At 73.8% G+C, this 16940-nt stretch carries 10 protein-coding genes; 2 read left to right on the forward strand and 8 right to left on the reverse strand.

Annotated elements, in window-relative coordinates; translation table 11 throughout:
• Positions 1 to 47 precede the first annotated feature (47 nt).
• The 3 genes from O1G22_RS25575 to O1G22_RS25585 form a co-directional block, all read right to left on the reverse strand.
• The gene (locus tag O1G22_RS25575) at positions 48 to 1760 is read right to left on the reverse strand and encodes a glycosyltransferase family 2 protein (RefSeq protein ID WP_270083446.1); all 1713 of its coding nucleotides are present in this window, start codon (positions 1758 to 1760) and stop codon (positions 48 to 50) included.
• A gap of 46 nt (positions 1761 to 1806) precedes the next feature.
• Positions 1807 to 3084, reverse strand: coding sequence for a glycosyltransferase 87 family protein (locus tag O1G22_RS25580; protein ID WP_270083447.1), 1278 nt, complete (start codon positions 3082 to 3084; stop codon positions 1807 to 1809).
• Positions 3085 to 3369: 285 nt separating this feature from the next.
• Positions 3370 to 3858 carry a MarR family winged helix-turn-helix transcriptional regulator gene (locus O1G22_RS25585; RefSeq protein WP_270083448.1) on the reverse strand — a complete coding sequence of 163 codons (489 nt, stop codon included), beginning with the start codon at positions 3856 to 3858 and terminating at the stop codon, positions 3370 to 3372.
• Positions 3859 to 3981: 123 nt separating this feature from the next.
• Here O1G22_RS25585 and O1G22_RS25590 point away from each other — a divergent pair, with 123 nt between their 5' ends.
• Complete coding sequence (locus O1G22_RS25590) at positions 3982 to 4395, forward strand: organic hydroperoxide resistance protein (protein WP_071383914.1); 414 nt, start codon at positions 3982 to 3984, stop codon at positions 4393 to 4395.
• An 18-nt stretch (positions 4396 to 4413) separates the two neighbouring features.
• Here O1G22_RS25590 and O1G22_RS25595 read toward each other — a convergent pair whose 3' ends face one another.
• The 5 genes from O1G22_RS25595 to O1G22_RS25615 all read right to left on the reverse strand — a co-directional run bounded on the left by O1G22_RS25595 (position 4414) and on the right by O1G22_RS25615 (position 14890).
• Positions 4414 to 6645, reverse strand: coding sequence for a bifunctional glycosyltransferase/CDP-glycerol:glycerophosphate glycerophosphotransferase (locus O1G22_RS25595; RefSeq protein ID WP_270083449.1), 2232 nt, complete (start codon positions 6643 to 6645; stop codon positions 4414 to 4416).
• A 149-nt stretch (positions 6646 to 6794) separates the two neighbouring features.
• Positions 6795 to 7703 carry a carbohydrate ABC transporter permease gene (locus tag O1G22_RS25600; protein WP_270083450.1) on the reverse strand — a complete coding sequence of 303 codons (909 nt, stop codon included), beginning with the start codon at positions 7701 to 7703 and terminating at the stop codon, positions 6795 to 6797.
• Positions 7700 to 9058, reverse strand: coding sequence for a carbohydrate ABC transporter permease (locus O1G22_RS25605; RefSeq protein ID WP_428986401.1), 1359 nt, complete (start codon positions 9056 to 9058; stop codon positions 7700 to 7702). Before O1G22_RS25605 ends, O1G22_RS25600 begins: the two co-directional genes overlap by 4 nt.
• A 7-nt stretch (positions 9059 to 9065) precedes the next feature.
• On the reverse strand, positions 9066 to 10460 hold the full coding sequence (locus O1G22_RS25610; RefSeq protein WP_270083451.1) for an ABC transporter substrate-binding protein: 1395 nt from the start codon (positions 10458 to 10460) through the stop codon (positions 9066 to 9068).
• A gap of 176 nt (positions 10461 to 10636) precedes the next feature.
• A complete protein-coding gene (locus tag O1G22_RS25615; RefSeq protein ID WP_270086542.1) occupies positions 10637 to 14890 on the reverse strand; it encodes an FHA domain-containing protein in 4254 nt (1417 codons plus the stop codon).
• Between the two features lie 311 nt (positions 14891 to 15201).
• Between O1G22_RS25615 and O1G22_RS25620 the strand changes: the two genes are divergently transcribed.
• Positions 15202 to 16875, forward strand: coding sequence for a serine/threonine-protein kinase (locus O1G22_RS25620; RefSeq protein ID WP_270083452.1), 1674 nt, complete (start codon positions 15202 to 15204; stop codon positions 16873 to 16875).
• Positions 16876 to 16940: the final 65 nt, after the last annotated feature.

A 16940-nucleotide genomic window follows, 5' to 3' on the forward strand; every position in this document is an offset into this window, starting at 1 on the left:
CGTGTACGACGGGTGTGCACAGGGGTACGCGCGCGCGTGCCGGCGGACTAGCGCAGCAGGCGCTTCAGGCGTCGGCGCGCCACCCGTACCGCACCGCCCACGCCGCTCGCGACCCGCACGGCCAGCGCGCCGGAGTGGGTCGCGTACGGCTGGACCAGCAGCACACCGTGCCGGGGGCTCGGGACGGCGCGCCGGCTCAGCCGGCCGGCGCCCGTCAGGGCGTGCGCCGTGACCTCCCGCTGCGTGCCGTCCGCGAAGCGCACGGTCAGCCGCAGATCCCAGGTGCCCGCGCCGAGCGCGGCCAGGTCGACGGGCACTGCGGCCGTCCAGCTCTCCGGCTGCGCGTTCCCGCTCGCACCGGAGGGCGTGAGGGGGACCGTCGTGCGCGCTCGCGCGTGCTTCTCGTCCTCGCGCGCCGTCCACACCACGTCCACCTCGCGCGGCCCCGCCTCGGCCACCCGGCCGTACAGCTCGTGCAGCCGCAGGTGCAGACGCGAGCCACGCGCGCGTGGCCGCAGTTGCGCGTCCACCGCGATCGGGAGGGCCTCGGTGGGGCGGGTCAGGAACGGTGCCAGGCCGACCTGGGGGAGGTCGGCCGACCAGACGGGGGCGCCGTCGGCGTCCCGCGCGTACGGCGGCAGCAGCCGCGCCGGGCGCGCGGCCAGCTCCCGCAGCCGGGGCAGGTCGCGCGGCTCGGGCGACTCCAGCACGACCCGCGCGACCACCCGGCCCGGGGCGCCCGGGTTCAGCTCCCAGTCGGCCGCGTCATAGCGCGCGAGGTACTCCTGGGTGTGCGTCCACCACGCGCGCCGGTAGTCCGCGGTGCGCAAGCCCAGCTCGCGCACATACATCCGCACGTCGTGGTCGAGGAACTTCGCCCGCGCCGCCCGCGCCAGCTCCTTCTGCCCGGCGCCCAGCAGGGTCTCGTACGCCAGCGCGCACGCCTCCGTGCGCGCCTGCCAGTTCCCGATGCGCTCCCGGTCCAGCGAGATCGACAGCCGTTCCGCGGACCGGCGCACGTGCCACACGTACACGCGGTCCGGGACGAGCGCCATGCGCGGGCCGGCGGCCAGCACGCGCGAGGTGAAGACGATGTCCTCGTAGTGGAAACGGCCCTCGGGGAAGCGGATGCCGTGCTCACGCAGGAAGTCGGTGCGGTACAGCTTGTTGACGCACAGCGTGTCGTGGACCAGCCGGAGGCGCTCGGCGGGGCGCGCGAGGACCGTGTGGGCCGTGTAGAGAGGCGCCTGCCAGGGCGTCTCGCGCCCCGAGGGCAGCTCCCGGCGCACGCACAGCCCGGCCGCGACCTCGGCGCGCGCGCCCGTGGCCGCCGTCAGCAGCGCGTCCACCGCACCGGGCGGCAGCACGTCGTCGCTGTCCAGGAACATCACATACGGCGCCGTCACCGCGTCGATGCCGTCGTTGCGCGGACTGCCGCAGCCGCCGCTGTTCTCCGTCCGGCGCAGGACCCGCAGCCGGGGCTCCTCGGCGGCCAGCCGCTCCAGCAGCTCGGCGCTGCCGTCGGAGGAGCGGTCGTCCACGGCGACGACCTCGGCGACCGCGGCCCCCTGCCCGAGGGCCGACCGCACGGCATCACCCACATGGGCGGCGTCGTTGTAGCCGATGACGACGACGGCCACCTGCGCCGGGCGCGCCTGCTCGGCGTCACCGGCGGCGTCGGCCGTGTCGGCTATGTCGCCCGCGGCCGGCGCATCGGGGGCGTCGGCTGCGGCGGGTGTGCTGTGCGGGTCAGGTCGCATGGGATCCACGGGGCCGGGAGCGTAGAAATTTTTGAATAGTACCTGGTCAAGAAAGGCTTACGGCTCGGTCCCGATGTCGATCGGAACCGGGACGGGGTTCCGGCTTCTGCACGCTCTGCACCACCGGTTCCTCCGCCCGCGCCGCCTGCCACAACCGGACGAACGACAGTACCGCAGCGGCGGCCAGGACTCCGTTGCGGGCCACCATCAGCAGACAACCGGTCCAGGTGCCGTCGACGACCTCGCCGTAGTTCATCGGGAACACCAGGGTGCTCAAGCCGGCCGCCGCCAGGATCAGCACCGCGACCGGGCGCTGGCTGGTGTGCCGTGACGTCAGGCACACGGCGGCCAGACCGATCAGCCAGATCATGTACTGCGGGCTGATGACCCGGCTGGTCACCGTGAACAGCAGCACCGCGCTCAGCGCCGCGTCGAACGGCGTCGCCTCGGTCCAGCGCCGCGCCCGCACCCGCCACACCACCAGCAGTCCGAAGCAGGCCGCCGTCAGCATCAGGCAGGCCAGGGCGACGGCGTGCACATGCGGGCCGACCAGCTCGACGGAGCCGTACTGCATGCGTGGCCGGCCGGACCAGCCGGCGTGCCGCGCGAGGTTCAGCGCGGTACCGGCCAGCGACTCGATCTGCACCCCGCGCCCGCCCTGCTGCCGCAGGAAGGACAGCGGGTTGCGGAACAGCACGGCGAGCAGGCCCAGCGCGACGGCCCCCGCGCCCGCCGCCCACCTCCACGCCCCGCGCGTCACCGGCCCCCGGGGCGTGCCCAGCAGCACCAGCGCAGGCCACACCTTCACCAGCGCGCCGAGCGCGGCGAGCGCCCCGCCCGCGCGCGGGGAGCGTGCCGTCGCGAGCAGGGAGAGTACGGCCAGGGCGGTCACCTGTACGTCGTACCGGACGAGCGGGAGCTGGAGCAGCAGCGGCAGACCGCCCGTCCACAGGGCCGCGCCGAGCAGGCTGCGCCCCGGCCGCGTGCCCGCGCGGATCAGCGCCGCCGCGACCAGCGCGTCCACGGCCAGGGTCAGCAGCCCGAACGCCTGGAAGTACGTCAGCCACGGCAGCAGGGCCGGGGCCAGCAGTACGGCGCCGGCGCCCGGCGGGTACTGCCACAGCGTGTCGTGCGCCGGGAAGGCGCCGTGCGCGAGGACGCCGTACCAGTGGCCGTACAGGTACCAGACCTCGCGGGCCACCGCGCCCCCGCCCAGCAGCGGGTGGCTGTCATGGGTGAGGAGCCACAGCATCAGAGCGCGGGTGGTCAGCCACGAGGCGGTGACCCAGAGGACCGGGCCGGTGTGGACACGGAGACGGTTCATCGCATGGGAGCGTAAGCGGCACAGAACGTGTATCCGCGCTGATACACCGTTATGACTGCAAAAGGGTTGTCTCATCACAAAAGATGCAGACATCGCGGCCGTACGTCCGTGTCTCCGGCCCGCGCCGGGACCGCTCAGCCGGTTCCGGCGAAGTCGGCTGCGGTTCGGCAGTGCCCCGAAGGGGCGCGGGGCTGTATCAATATGCGGCTCCGCCGCGTGGGCGCGCCCGGCCACGACGGGCCCGCAGACGACCGACGGCCCATTGCGGCACTTCCCGCGGAGCGCTTAGCTCGCGTCCCGTGCGGCCGCCGTCACCGCCGCCGCGTCCAGCGCGGTGGTGAGCTGGTCCAGGCGGTCGCGCAGGGCCGCGATCTCCGCCGGGTCGAAGCTGGTCGCCTCGACGATGCGGCGCGGTACCTCCAGGGCCCGCTCGCGCAGTGCCGTGCCCTCCTCGGTGAGGCGGACCTGGACCGAGCGCTCGTCCTGGGCGCTGCGCTCCCGGCGCACCAGGCCGGCCGCCTCCAGTCGCTTGACCAGCGGGGACAGCGTGCCGGAGTCGAGCCGCAGGTGTTCGCCGAGCTTCTTGACGGGCAGATCGCCCTGTTCCCACAGCACCAGCATCACCAGGTACTGCGGATACGTGAGCCCGAGGTCCTTGAGGACCACGCGGTAGACGCCGTTGAAGGCGCGGGACGCGGCGTGCAGGGAGAAGCAGATCTGGCGGTCCAGGCGGAGCCAGTCCGTGTCGACGGCGGTGCTGGTCGTGGCGGTCATGGCTCAAGGGTAGCTCTTGCGGGCCATTCGGTTGCGCACAACTTAATTGCGTGCTCTACTTGTGGTCGTGCGGCGGACAGGACAGGCCGCCGGAACACTCGATTTCTTAAAGGGATGGTCTTCATGGACGCGCTCTACACCGCCGTAGCCACCGCCACCCACGGCCGTGACGGTCGTGCCGTCTCCTCCGACGGCAAGATCGACCTCAAGCTGGCGCCGCCGGTGGAGCTGGGCGGCAACGGTGAGGGCACCAACCCCGAGCAGCTCTTCGCCGCCGGTTACGCCGCCTGCTTCGGCAGCGCCCTCGGCCTCGTCGGCCGGCAGGCGAAGGTCGACGTCAGCGACGCCGCGGTCACCGCCGAGGTCGGCATCGGCAAGCAGGGCGAGGGCTTCGGGCTGAAGGTGACGCTGCGCGTCGAGCTGCCCGACACCGTGGACCAGGAGACCGGCCGCAAGCTGGTCGAGACCGCCCACCAGGTCTGCCCCTACTCCAACGCCACCCGCGGCAACATCGAGGTCGACCTCGTCATCGAGTAGTCCGCCGCGAAAAAGTGCTCACCGGCGCTCGGTGACAGGAAGCCGGCCGGAGGGCTGCGGCACGGTGGTCAGCGGGGAGCGCGCCCCCGCCGCCGGCACCGGATGACGCTCCGCCAGCGGCACCACCGGCGCCGGCGCCTCCGCCGGCTCGCCCAGCACCACATGCCGTACGACCCGCTCGGCGGCACGCCCGTCGTCGTACGGGCAGAACCGCTCCCGGAACGCCGCCCGCAGCTGGGCCGAGCGTGAGCCGCGCCAGTGGCCGGTGGCGAAGATGTCGATCAGCTCGTCCTCGCTGCGCGCGACCGCGCCCGGCGGGGCGGCGCGCAGGTCGACGTAGGCGCCGCGGACCGCCTCGTACGCCGCCCAGTCCTCGGTGTGCACCACGATCGGCCGGTCCAGGCCCGCGTAGTCGAACATCAGCGACGCATAGTCGGTGAGCAGCACGTCCGAGGCCAGACACAGGGACTGCACGCTCGGATGGTCGCGGACGTCGATGATCCGGCCGCTCCCGGCAGCCGGGTCGTAGGGCGTGTGGGCCAGGATCACGAAGCGCGGGCCGAGGCGGCGCACGATCCGCTCCAGGTCCAGCAGCGGGTGCTGGGTGCGCCGGTGGTCGCGGTGGGCCGGCGCGTACAGGATCGCGACCGCGCCGCGCGGGACGCCCAGCGACTCGCGCAGCCGGGTCACGTCCGCCGAAGTCGCCCGCTGGAAGACGTCGTTGCGCGGGGCGCCGTACTCCAGCGTGCGGTACCGGCCCGGCAGGACCCGCTCCCAGACGAGCGTCGAGTGCCGGTTGCCGGACAGGACGTGGTCCCACTGGGCGGCGCCCCGCAGCAGCGCGGCGAAGTCGGTGTCCCGGGCCGCCGCCGGACGCTCCAGCAGGTCCAGGCCCATGTGCCCGAGCGGGGTGCCCTGCCCGGTCCTGATCACCACCTGCCCGCGCCGCTTGCGCAGCCGCGGCTCCAGTACGTCGTCGGTGACCAGGTACTTCGCGCGGGCCAGCGCCGTCCAGTAGGCGGCGCCACCGGGCCGGACGCGGCGCGGGCCGGGCGGCACCGCATGCTCGTGGCCGGGGCGGGTGATCCAGGCGGTGCGGATGTGCGGGGCGTGGGTGCGGAACGCCTCCTCCAGTGCGCCCGGGTCGCCGCCGTGCCCCTCGGCGGCGGTGAACACCGCACGGTCGGCACGCACCGGCAGCCGCAGCTGGACCTGGTAGTGCAGGCGCAACGCGCCGGAGCGCACGGCGCGGGCCAGCTTCACCGCCGCCTTCAGCGTGCGCCGGCGCACGGCCGAGGCGAGCTGGAGCGCGCGGAACGTGCGGCGCAGACCGAAGCGGACCAGGGCGTGGCCCGGCCGCATCCGGGTGCCGGGGACCCGGTGCCGCCGGTAGTGGGCGCGGGCCCGGCGCAGGAACTCGGCCCGGCTGCCGCGCGGCAGCCGGCCGCCCAGCGTGTACACCGCCGCGTAGTGGTCGACCATGCGGCGGAACAACTCCGTGCGCCACCGCGCCAGTTCGGGCCGCCCGGCGACGTACGCGAAGACCCGGTCGTACTGCTCGAAGAGATCGACGTGCCGGCGGCTGCCGGTGCCGGGGACGGTGCCGCTCTGCGGGCGCTGCCGGTGGTGCACGCACACCCGGTCCAGTGTCCCGATCGAGTCCGCCGCCATCAGCACCGGGAGGGTCCAGGGGGCGTCCGCGCAGGAGCCCGGCGGGAAGGTGAAGCCCTGCCGTGTGACGAACTCCCGCCGGCAGGCCGTGTTCCAGGCGGCCACCGGCATCCGCAGCAGCCCCGGCCGGTCCTCCAGCCGCAACGGCACCGGGCCCTGCTCGGTGAGCAGGCCGGCCGGCTGGTCGCGCACGGCCCGGCCGTCCCAGCACGTGCGCGCGGAGTCGTACACCAGGACGTCCGGCTCCCCGGCCTCCTTGATCCGGTCCGCGATCGCCCGCAGCGCGTCAGAGGTGAGCGTGTCGTCGCCGTCCAGGAAGACCAGGTAGTCACCGCTCGCCTCGGCCAGCCCCGCGTTGCGGGCACCGCCGAGCCCCCGGTTCTCCGCCAGGTGCACGGCCTTCACGCGCGCGTCCAGGGCCGCGTACTCGTCGACGATCGCGCCGCAGGAGTCCGGTGAGCAGTCGTCCACGGCGATCACTTCAAGATCGGGACACGACTGCGTGAGCACCGAGTCCAGGCACTCCGAGAGGTACGCCTGGACCTGGTACGCGGGGACGATGACACTGAACCGGGGCAAGGGGACATCCATGGGTCGTCGGTCGGCGCGGGGGTCTGACCGGCAACGGCCGATGGAGTGAATCGGTTACGGCGCGTACGGCATGTGGGGGACCCGGGAGACACGGCGAGGGGCAGGCCTGCTGCGGCCCACCCCCCGCACGACGGCGGCTACTTGACCGCGCCCGCCATCACGCCGGACACGAACTGCCGCTGGAACGCGAAGAACACGGCCAGCGGGATCACCATCGAGATGAACGCGCCGGGCGCCAGCACGTCGACGTTGTTGCCGAACTGCCGTACCTGCGTCTGCAGCGCGACCGTGATCGGCTGGGTGCCCGACTTGGTGAACACCAGCGCCACCAGCATGTCGTTCCACACCCACAGGAACTGGAAGATGCCGAGGCTCGCGATCGCCGGACCGCCGAGCGGCAGCACCACCCGCGCGAACAGCCGCAGTTCACCGGCGCCGTCGAGCCGGGCCGCCTCCAGCAGCTCGCGGGGGATCTCCGCGAAGAAGTTCCGCAGCAGGAACACCGCGAACGGCAGCCCGAAGCCGGTGTGGAAGAGGATCACCCCGAAGATGGTCCCGAACAGACCGATCTTCCCGAAGAGTTCGGCGATCGGGATCAGCGCCACCTGCACCGGCACCACCAGCAGACTCACCACGCCCAGGAACCACCAGTCCCGGCCCGGGAACTCCATCCACGCGAACGCGTAGCCCGCGAGCGAGCCGACCACGACGACCAGGATTGTCGCCGGGACCGTGATCAGGACGGTGTTCCAGAGGGAGTTGGTGATGTCGCTGTTCTCCAGTAGCTTCTGATAGCTGTCGAAGGTCAGCTGGGACGGCTTGGTGAACACCGTCCACCAGCCGCTCGCGCTCATGTCCTGCGGGGAGCGCAGCGAGGCCAGCAGCAGACCGATGGTCGGCACCAGCCAGAACAGACCGACGAGGACGAGGAAGACACGGACCAGGCCGCCGCTCAGCTTGTCCGTGACGCGTGCGCCGAGGGACTGCTTCGCCTGCACCGTCCGGGCGGGACCGGCATTCGAGATACTCCCGGCGGTCGCCGTCATCGCCGCACCTCCCGCTCCCGCCGCAGCCGACGAATGTTGAACGCCATCACTGGGATCACCAGCACCAGCAGCAGCACCGCGATCGCGCTCGCGACGCCCGGCTGGTCCTCCGCGAAGCCCTTGCGGTACAGCTCCAGGGCGAGCACGTTCGCGTCGGCCTGGGAGGAGCCCGGGGCGATGATGTAGACGAGGTCGAACACCTTCAGCACATTGATCATCAGGGTGACGGTGACGACCGCGAGGACCGGTGCCAGCAGCGGCACGGTGATCTTGCGGAACACCTGCCACTCGCTCGCGCCGTCCACCCGCGCGGCCTCCAGCAGCTCCCGGGGCACACCCGCGAGCCCGGCCGCGATCAGCACCATCGCGAAGCCGGCCCACATCCACACGTACGCCCCGATGATCGCCGGGGTGACCAGCGTCGGCCCGAGCCACGACACCCCGTTGTACGGCTCCCTGAAGTTGCTCGCCGGCAGTCGCAGCCGGGCCCCGTCGGCGGACGCGGGCAGGGTGAAGGTGCCGTCACCGGCCGCCTTGGTGGAGGCGACCACCGTGCCGTCCTTCACCGCCTCGATCCGCATCCCGGCGTACCCCTGCTCGGACGGATCGGGCACGCCGAGCCGTCCGACGCCCTTGCCGCGGGTGAAGTCCTGCCAGGTGGTGCCGGTGACCTTCCCCGGCTCCGGCTTGGCCGCCACGGCCTGCTTGGCGCCGTCCGGCATCTGGTCGGGCGCGACGCCGACCAGGGGGAGGGCGACCGGCTGTCCGGCGTGGACGGTGGCCTTGGTGACGAAGCCTCCGTTCTGCGCGACGAGCGGCGACTCACGGCCGGGGTGGGCCTTCGGGAACGCCGAGGACTGGGCGAAGGTGTCGTGCACGCCCACCCACACCGCGTTCGCGACGCCCTTGTGCGGATCCTGGTCGTACACCAGCCGGAAGATGATCCCGGCCGCCAGCATCGAGATCGCCATCGGCATGAAGACGACCAGCTTGAACGCCGTTCCCCAGCGCACCTTCTCGGTCAGCACCGCGAAGATCAGTCCGAGCGCGGTGGAGACCGTGGGCGCGAACACCACCCAGATGACGTTGTTCTTGAAGGCGGTGCGGATGCCGTCGTCCGTGAAGAGGGTCCGGTAGTTGTCGACTCCGGCGAAACCGTGGCCGGAGTTGCCCACGAAGCTGCGGACGAGCGAGTACCCGATCGGGTAGACCACGAGCGCGCCGAGCAGCACCAGGGCCGGCAGCAGGAACAGCGCTGCCACCGCCCTGCGGGTGCCGGTCACGCTCTGACGGCTCTTGCGACCGCGGGGTGCGGCGGGGCCCGGTGGGGCGCCCGCCGTCGCTGCCGACGCCATCGCCGGGTCAGCTCCCGCTTCCGTACGCCGCCGCCGCGTCCCTCTCCAGCTTCGCCTGGGTGCCCGCGACGTCCGACGGGTTGCGCAGGAAGTCCTGGAGATCCTTCCACTCGCCCTTGCCCGGGGTGCCGCCGAAGGCCTGCGGGGCCTGGTCGGACATGTCGAAGCGGAAGTCGTCACCGGACGCGATCAGCGCCTTGGCGATCTTCTGCTGCACCTCGTTCGGATACGCCGAGATCGGCACGCTCTTGTTCGGCGAGAGATAGCCGCCGAGCTTCGCCTGGATCGTCGCCGCGTCCGGGGAGGCGAGGAAGGTGACCAGGGCCTGGGCCGCCTTGGAGTCCTTGAGGATCACGGCCGCGTCGCCGCCGGAGACCACGGGCGCGTTCGCGCCGACGGCCGGGAACGGGAACACCTTCGCGTCCGTGCCCACCTTCGCCTTGGTCTCACCGATGTTGACCTGCACGAAGTCGCCCTCGTAGACCATCGCGGCCTTCGGCTGGTCGCCGCCGGTGAAGGTCTGGGTGACCGAGGCCGGGAACTCCGTCTGCAGCGCGCCGCTCTGCCCGCCCGCGAGATAGTCCTTCTTGCCCCAGATCTGCGCGAGCGTCTCCAGGGCCTGCCTGACCGACGGATCCGTCCACTTGATCTTGTGCTGCGTGAGCTGGTCGTACTTCTCCGGGCCGGCCTGGGACAGATACACGTTCTCGAACCAGTCCGTCAGCGGCCAGCCGTCCGCGCCCGGCACCGAGAACGGGGTGACACCGGAGTCGTACACCGCCTGCGCGCTGGTCAGCAGGTCCTTCCAGGTCTTCGGCTCCTTGGCGCCCGCGTTCTCGAAGACCTTGGCGTTGTACCAGATCAGCGACTTGTTGGCGGCCTTGTAGTAGACGCCGTACTGCTTGCCGTCGACCTTCCCGATGTCCTGCCAGCCCTGCGAGTAGTTCTTCTGCAACTCCGCCAGCGCCTCGGGGCCGAGCGGCTTGGCCCACTTCTGCCGCACCGCCTGCTTGATGGCACCGGGCTGCGGCAGCATCGCCACGTCCGGCGGCTGGCCGCCCGCGATCTTCGAACCGAGGAAGTTGATGATCGGGTCCTGGGCGGGTACGAAGGTGACCTTCGCGCCGGTCCGCTTCTCGAACTCGGCCAGCACCTGCTTGAAGTTCGCCTGCTCCTGGCCGGTCCAGACGGCGGCGATCTCCAGGGTGGTGCCGTTCAGTTTCGGCAGACTGACGGTGGAACTGGTGGGGGTACTGGCGGGGGTACCGCTGTCCGTTGTGTCCTTGCCGCTCTTGTTGTCGCTGCTGGAGCACGCGGAGAGCGCGAGGGCCCCCGTGAGCAGGGCGGCGAGTGTGGTGACGGTCCTGTGTGGCCGGATGGTGCTGCTGCTGTGAATGCGCATCACTTCCCCGTTCGTCGGCTGTCCCGTGCGCTCCGGTCTACGCCGGGCCGCTCAGGACGGGCAAGAGCCCCTGCGGCCTCTACGTGCCCATCGTGACCGGCTCGTGACCGTGAGTGTATGCGTACGGGTGCGGATCGACCTCGGATCGGCGGGGCGGGGCGGAGCAGAGGGGCCGTTCAGAGGAGGGACGGCACCCGTGCCGCCGACACCTCCCGGGCCGCCCGCTCCACCGCGCTCGCCAGCAGGGCCAGGTCGGTCGGACCGTTGCCCAGCTCCCGCACCGGCCGGCGGGCCGGCGGGTCGCCCATCCGTGCCCAGTCCAGCGGCACGACCGTCGGCCGCTGGGTCGCGGTCCGCGGGATACGGCCCGTCACCCGGCCCGCCTGGAAACCGGTGACCCGGCCGTCCGCGTACGCCAACTGTCCGCGCCCCGGAGCCGGTTCGTCCGGCCCGGACGCCGGGGCGACCAGCGCGACCCGCAGCGTGGCCCGGCGCGCGGGCTCCGTCTCCGCCGTACGACCCCCCGTCCCGGCCGCCGCCACCAGATGCACGCCGAGCCGCGCACCCTCCCGGGCCACCGCCTCCAGCGCCCGCATCACCGAGCCCGCGGCGGGCCGGCCGGGCGAGCCGAGCGCGGGCGTGACCAGCGCGTCCAGATCGTCGACGACCACCACGAGCCGGGGCAACGGCGGTATGGCCTCGGCCCGTTGACGCGCTGCGGCGCCCGGCCGCAGCCGAAGGGTGGAACTGGGCGGCGCCTCTATGTCCCCCGAGGAGGCGGAGGCAGAGGTGGCGGCGGAGGAGGACGTGCGCTGCGCGACGATACGGCCCGACAGCGCGCGTCCCGCATGCCACTCGGCGAAGTCCGACCGGCCCAGCAGCTCCGCGCGCCGCTTCAGCTCGGCGGCCAGCGACTGGGCGAACTCCCGCATCCGTACGGGGTCGTTGGCGATGAGGTGGGTGGTCACGTGCGGTATGTCGGTACACACCCGCAGCCCCTCACCGCGTCCGGCGCCCGTCCCGACCCCGTCCCGCCCGTCGATCAGCACGATGCCGAGCCGGTCCGGCCGCTCGGCGGCGGCCAGCGAGGCCACCACCGCCCGCAGCAGCTCCGTACGGCCGCTGCCGGCCGGTCCCTCGATCAGCAGATGGGGCCCGTCGGCCACCAGGTCGGCGGTGAGTGGCCCGCGCGGTCCGGCACCGAGCACCGCACGCGCCCGGCCGCCGAGCGCCTGGGTGTCGTCCGCCGCGTCCGCCCAGCGCGCCATCAGCGACGCCGGGGTGGCCCGGGCCAGCCCCAACTCGTCCAGCAGCCGGGCCGACTGGGGCAACGGCGTGGCCACGCGCGCGTGCGACCCGGCGACCGGGCCGTCCGGCCGCAGCGGCGCCAGCGCCCGCGCGAACCGCTCCGCCCAGGCGCCGGACACCGCGTCCACGCCCGCGAGTACACCGGGTCCGACGGGCCCGCTGGGCGCCACCCGCATCACATGCAGCCCGGTGGCGACATCCCCGCCGAGCAGCGCCACGGCACCGCAGTGCCGGAACGTCGGCGTCACCGCGCAGGCGGCCTCGTACGCCACCGCCACGGCGGAGCCGGCCGACGCGGTCTCGGTCTCGGCGAGAGACACGACATGCACCCCGACCCGCGGCCCGGCCACGGCGAGCCGCGCGAGAGCCTCCTGCAGGGCGGCTCCGCCGGGATCACCGTCCACGACGACGATCGTGTAGGGCCCGGTGAAGCCACCGGTGCCCGGGGCTTCGGCGGTGTCCTTGGCCCAGGAGGGGCGACGGGTGCGGGCCGAGTCGGCCGCGGGCTGGGGGATGCGTCCGGTGGGGCCGGTGGGGTCGGCCGGGGGGTGGTGGGGGGTGGCAGTGGAGTACGTGCCGTGGGTGGAGGCGGTCGGGGTAGTGGGGTGTCCGGCGGCGGTTCCCTGGGTGGGTGCGCCGGCCGAGGCATCCGGGGCGTGTCCGTGTGCGGGAGCGCCGGAGTGGCCGGATACCGCTCCCTGGGCGGGTGTGCCCGGGTGGCCGGAGGCTGTGGGCTGTGCGGGCAGCAGGCCGGGTGTGGAGTTGCCCGGCATACGGCGGTCGGCCGGGGCGTGGTCCGACAGGTCACGGGATCCGGCGGGTGAGCCGTGGGCGGACCGGCCCGGCGCGTCCGAGGACGACCCGGAGGCGGTGAAGCCTTGCGTCTCCGGCGCGGTGTCCCAGGCAGGGGCGGCAGGCGTGCCGGCCGCGGTGGGGCGGCTCGTGGTGCCGGGCGTGGCGGAGCCGCCCGGCACGGCTGCGGTGCCGGCTGCGGCGCGGGTGCCCGGGAGCGAGCCTTGGGCGAGGGCGTTCGGGAGGGTGCCGGGCGTGGCCGCGCTGGACGGTACGCCGGTGCCGGGCGCCGGGGTGCCGGTGGGGTGGGCCGTGGTTCTGGCCGTCGCCGCGTGGTCGTCCAGCCGGCGGAGCAGTTCCTCCGTGCGGGCCGCCGCCTGTTCGCGGTCGTAGGCCAGCAGCAGGCGGCAGTCCTGGCCGTGGCCGGGCCGGACATGGGGGAGCCAGCCCAGCCAGGACCACTCGGCGGTGCGCTCCGCCACCGGGCGGGAGCGGTCGGCGCTGATCAGCACGATCTCCAGCAGGTCGGGGGAGTGCAGCGCGGCGAGCTGGGCCAGCACCGCGCGGGCCAGCCCGGACAGCCGGGGGCGCGGGCCGGCCAGGCCCAGCGAGCCCGCCTCGCGCAGCGCCGCCGTCACCGGCACGGCGGGAACCAGACCCGAGCCGTCCGGCGCGCTCCGGTCGGCCGTGCCGAGTCGCACGGTCAGCGCCTCCGGGTGTCCCGGCCCGCGCTCCCACAGCCGGGGTCCGGGGCCCAGTGCCGTCAGCAGCAGGGCGGCGGGATCCGGCCAGGCCTCGGGCTGCGGCGGGGCACCGGCCGCCGGAACGGCACCGGGGGAGCGGGTCACCTGGGCGCCGTACGACTCCTCGCCGCCGGTCTGCTCCGACCGCCCGCCGGCCAGCCGTCGCGCCCACCTTCCGAGGCCGCGCCGCCGGGCACCCTGCGGCAGATCGCCGCCGACTCCGAACCGCCCCGCGTGCGTGTCCCCACTGGTACCGGCACCGGTACGAGATCCCGCACCGGACGCGCTCTCGATCCGCGGCGCCCCACCTTGCCCGGGCACGAGAGCCGACTCCGCCCGCTGATGCTCCTGACCCCCGTCGAAGCCACCCGCGGACGACCCTTGCCCCGCACCGAAGCCACCGGCACCAGCCGTCGTTCCACTCCCACGAGGGCCACCACCGGACACCCCACCGGCAGCCGCCGACGCTTGCCCCCGACCAGCGCCCCCGCCCCCCGACCGCGCACCCGCATCCGCCGAAGTCCCTCCACCCCGACCAGACCCACCGGCACCCGACAAGGCACCCGCACCCGCCGAACCAGGGCCACCCCCGGCCGACGCCCCACCGGCACCCGAAAGACCGCCCGCACCCGCCGAACCAGGCCCACCAGCACCCGACGCCGTATCGCCCCCCGCCGAAGCCGCTCGACCCCCACCAGGCCGCCCCGCACCCGACGCCCCACCGGCACCCGGCAAACCACCCGCACCCAGACCCGTACCAGCGCCCACACCTGCACCCAGACCCGTACCAGCGCCCACACCCACACCCGCCGCCGGCGCTTGCCCCCCACCGGGGCCGCCCGCACCACCCGGCGACGAAACCCGCACGGGTGGTGCGGGTGGGAAACCGGAGCCGGTCGAAGGCCGGTCCCCGGACCCCCCGGCCAGGCCGACCCGAACGCACCCCTCCCCGTCCGGCACCCCCCGCACCCGCGCCCCCGGCCCCCCGGCCGGCGTCACCCGCAGCGCGGACTCACCGATCCGCAGCAGCCCCCCGGCAGGGACCCGCACCGGCCGCTCCCCGACCCGCACGCCGTCGAGCGTCGTACCGTTCGTGGAGCCCAGGTCGGCGACCGAGACGCGGCCGTCGGTGCCGACCGTGACCGCGCAGTGCAGCCGGGAGACGTCGGGGTCGTCCAGCGGCACGTCCGCGTCGGCGGAGCGGCCCACGCTGATCCGGCCGCCGTGCAGCAGATGGACCCCGCCCGCGTCCGGCCCCGCGACGACGTGCAGCTGGGTCGGCGCGTCGTCCAGCTCGGGATGCGGCTCGGGGGCCGCGGGGGCGCCCAGGGAGAGCACGGCGCCGTCGATCAGCGGGGGCTCGCCGAGGGTGCAGCGGCGCGGGTCCAGACGGTCGGCGCCGGCGTAGAGGACGACGGCCGCGCCACCGGTGTCCCGGCCCTCCCCGGTGACCGCCCCGGCCAGCGCGGACGCGACCGCGGCCAGGTCCGTGCCCGTGGGCGCCGTGACCAGCACGTCGCGGCTCGCGGCGCGACCCCGCTGCGGGGACGGGCCCAGCGGGTCTACGACGGTCAGCCGGATCTGCATCCCCACCCCAACACGAGCACGTCGGCCAGTACTGGAGGCATCCTCGCACCTGCCACTGACACAGCGCCCGGCACCCGGTAACAAGTGATCTTGATTGGTCGGCTCTGCCCCCAAAAGTGCCTGACCACCGGTCCCCCGACGATCACTTGAGATCGGTCACGTCCGCTCTGCGGCAACCGACGAACCGACGGCAGCGTCTTTCTGTCGAACATGTGGTGCCCAGGAGGGCGGCACTACAGTGGGTCGGACAACCGGAACGACAACCGGAATGCAGGCAAGCAAGCATCAGCAAGCAGCAGGGAGCGCGTGACGTGCGGCCAGTCGGCAGCAAGTACCTGCTTGAGGAGCCGCTCGGACGCGGCGCCACAGGCACCGTCTGGCGTGCCCGCCAGCGTGAGACCGCGGGCGCCGAGGCGGCCGTGGCCGGCCAGCCCGGAGAGACGCTCGCGATCAAGGTCCTCAAGGAGGAGCTGGCGAGCGACCCGGACATCGTGATGCGCTTCCTGCGCGAGCGCTCCGTACTGCTCCGGCTCACCCACCCCAACATCGTCCGGGTCCGCGACCTGGTCGTCGAGGGCGATCTGCTGGCGCTGGTCATGGATCTCGTCGACGGCCCCGACCTGCACCGCTATCTGCGCGAGTACGGCCCGCTCACCCCGGTCGCCGCCGCCCTGATGACGGCCCAGATCGCCGACGCCCTCGCCGCGAGCCACGCCGACGGGGTCGTCCACCGCGACCTGAAGCCCGCCAACGTGCTGCTCGCGCAGTACAACGGCCAGATGCACCCGATGCTGACCGACTTCGGCATCGCCCGCCTCGCCGACTCCCCGGGCCTGACCCGCACCAGCGAGTTCGTCGGCACGCCGGCGTACGTGGCGCCGGAGTCCGCCGAGGGCCGCCCGCAGACCTCCGCGGTCGACATCTACGGCGCCGGCATCCTGCTGTACGAGCTGGTCACCGGCCGCCCGCCGTTCTCCGGCAGCACAGCCCTGGAAGTCCTGCACCAGCACCTGAGCGCCGAGCCGCGCCGCCCCTCCACCGTGCCGGACCCGCTGTGGACGGTCATAGAGCGCTGCCTGCGCAAGAACCCCGACGAGCGGCCGAGCGCCGAGAGCCTCGCGCGCGGGCTGCGCGTCGTCGCCGAGGGCATCGGCGTGCACGCGAACGCCGCGCAGATCGCCGCCGCCGAGGGCGTGGGCGCGCTGCTCGCCCCCGACCCGGCCCCGACGGCCGTACCGGGCGTGCCCGGCGCCGCCGACCCCACCCAGGTGCTGCCGACGAACGCGCCGCAGCCGTCGTACGACCCGAGCGCGGCGACGAGCGTGCTGCCGCACACCGGCGGCCCGGCCGGCGCCGCCGACCCCACCGCCGTACTGCCGAACACGGGCGCCGCCGACCCGACGGCGCTCCTGCCCAACACCGGCCCGCAGGGGCAGCAGCCCGAGCAGCCGCACCCCTGGCAGACCCAGCTGCGCGCGGCCCGCGACCGCAACGAGCAGACGCAGGTCCAGTACCTGGCCCCGGAGGACGACCCGCTGCGCCACCGCCCGCAGCGCCAGGTCGCCCGCCCCCAGCAGCAGCCGCGCCCGGCCCCGCAGCCCCGCACCCAGCAGCCGCAGCCGCGCGGCCGGCAGCAGGGCTACCAGCAGGGGTACGGCTACGCGCCGCAGCAGCAGCCCCAGCAGTACGCCCCGCCGCAGCAACCGCAACAGCCCCAGCAGCCGCAGCGTCCCGCGCGTGAGCCGCGCGAGCCGCGTGCGCCCCGGCAGCGCAGCGCCAACCCGATGAAGATTCCGGGGCTCGGCTGCCTGAAGGGCTGTCTGTTCACGCTCGTCATCCTGGTCGTGGCGAGCTGGCTGATCTACGAGCTGACCCCGCTGCACACCTGGATCGGCCAGGGCCGCAGCTACTGGCACGAGGTGAGCCACTGGGTCGGCCAGGTCAGCAGCTGGGTCAAGGATCTGGGCGGCTCCTCGGGCAACTGATCCCGGAACGCCCGTAACCGGACCGCGAGTTTGCGGATTTGTCGACATCTGACGGGTGATTTCCG

Source organism: Streptomyces camelliae (assembly GCF_027625935.1).
GTDB classification, from domain to species: Bacteria; Actinomycetota; Actinomycetes; order Streptomycetales; family Streptomycetaceae; genus Streptomyces; species Streptomyces camelliae.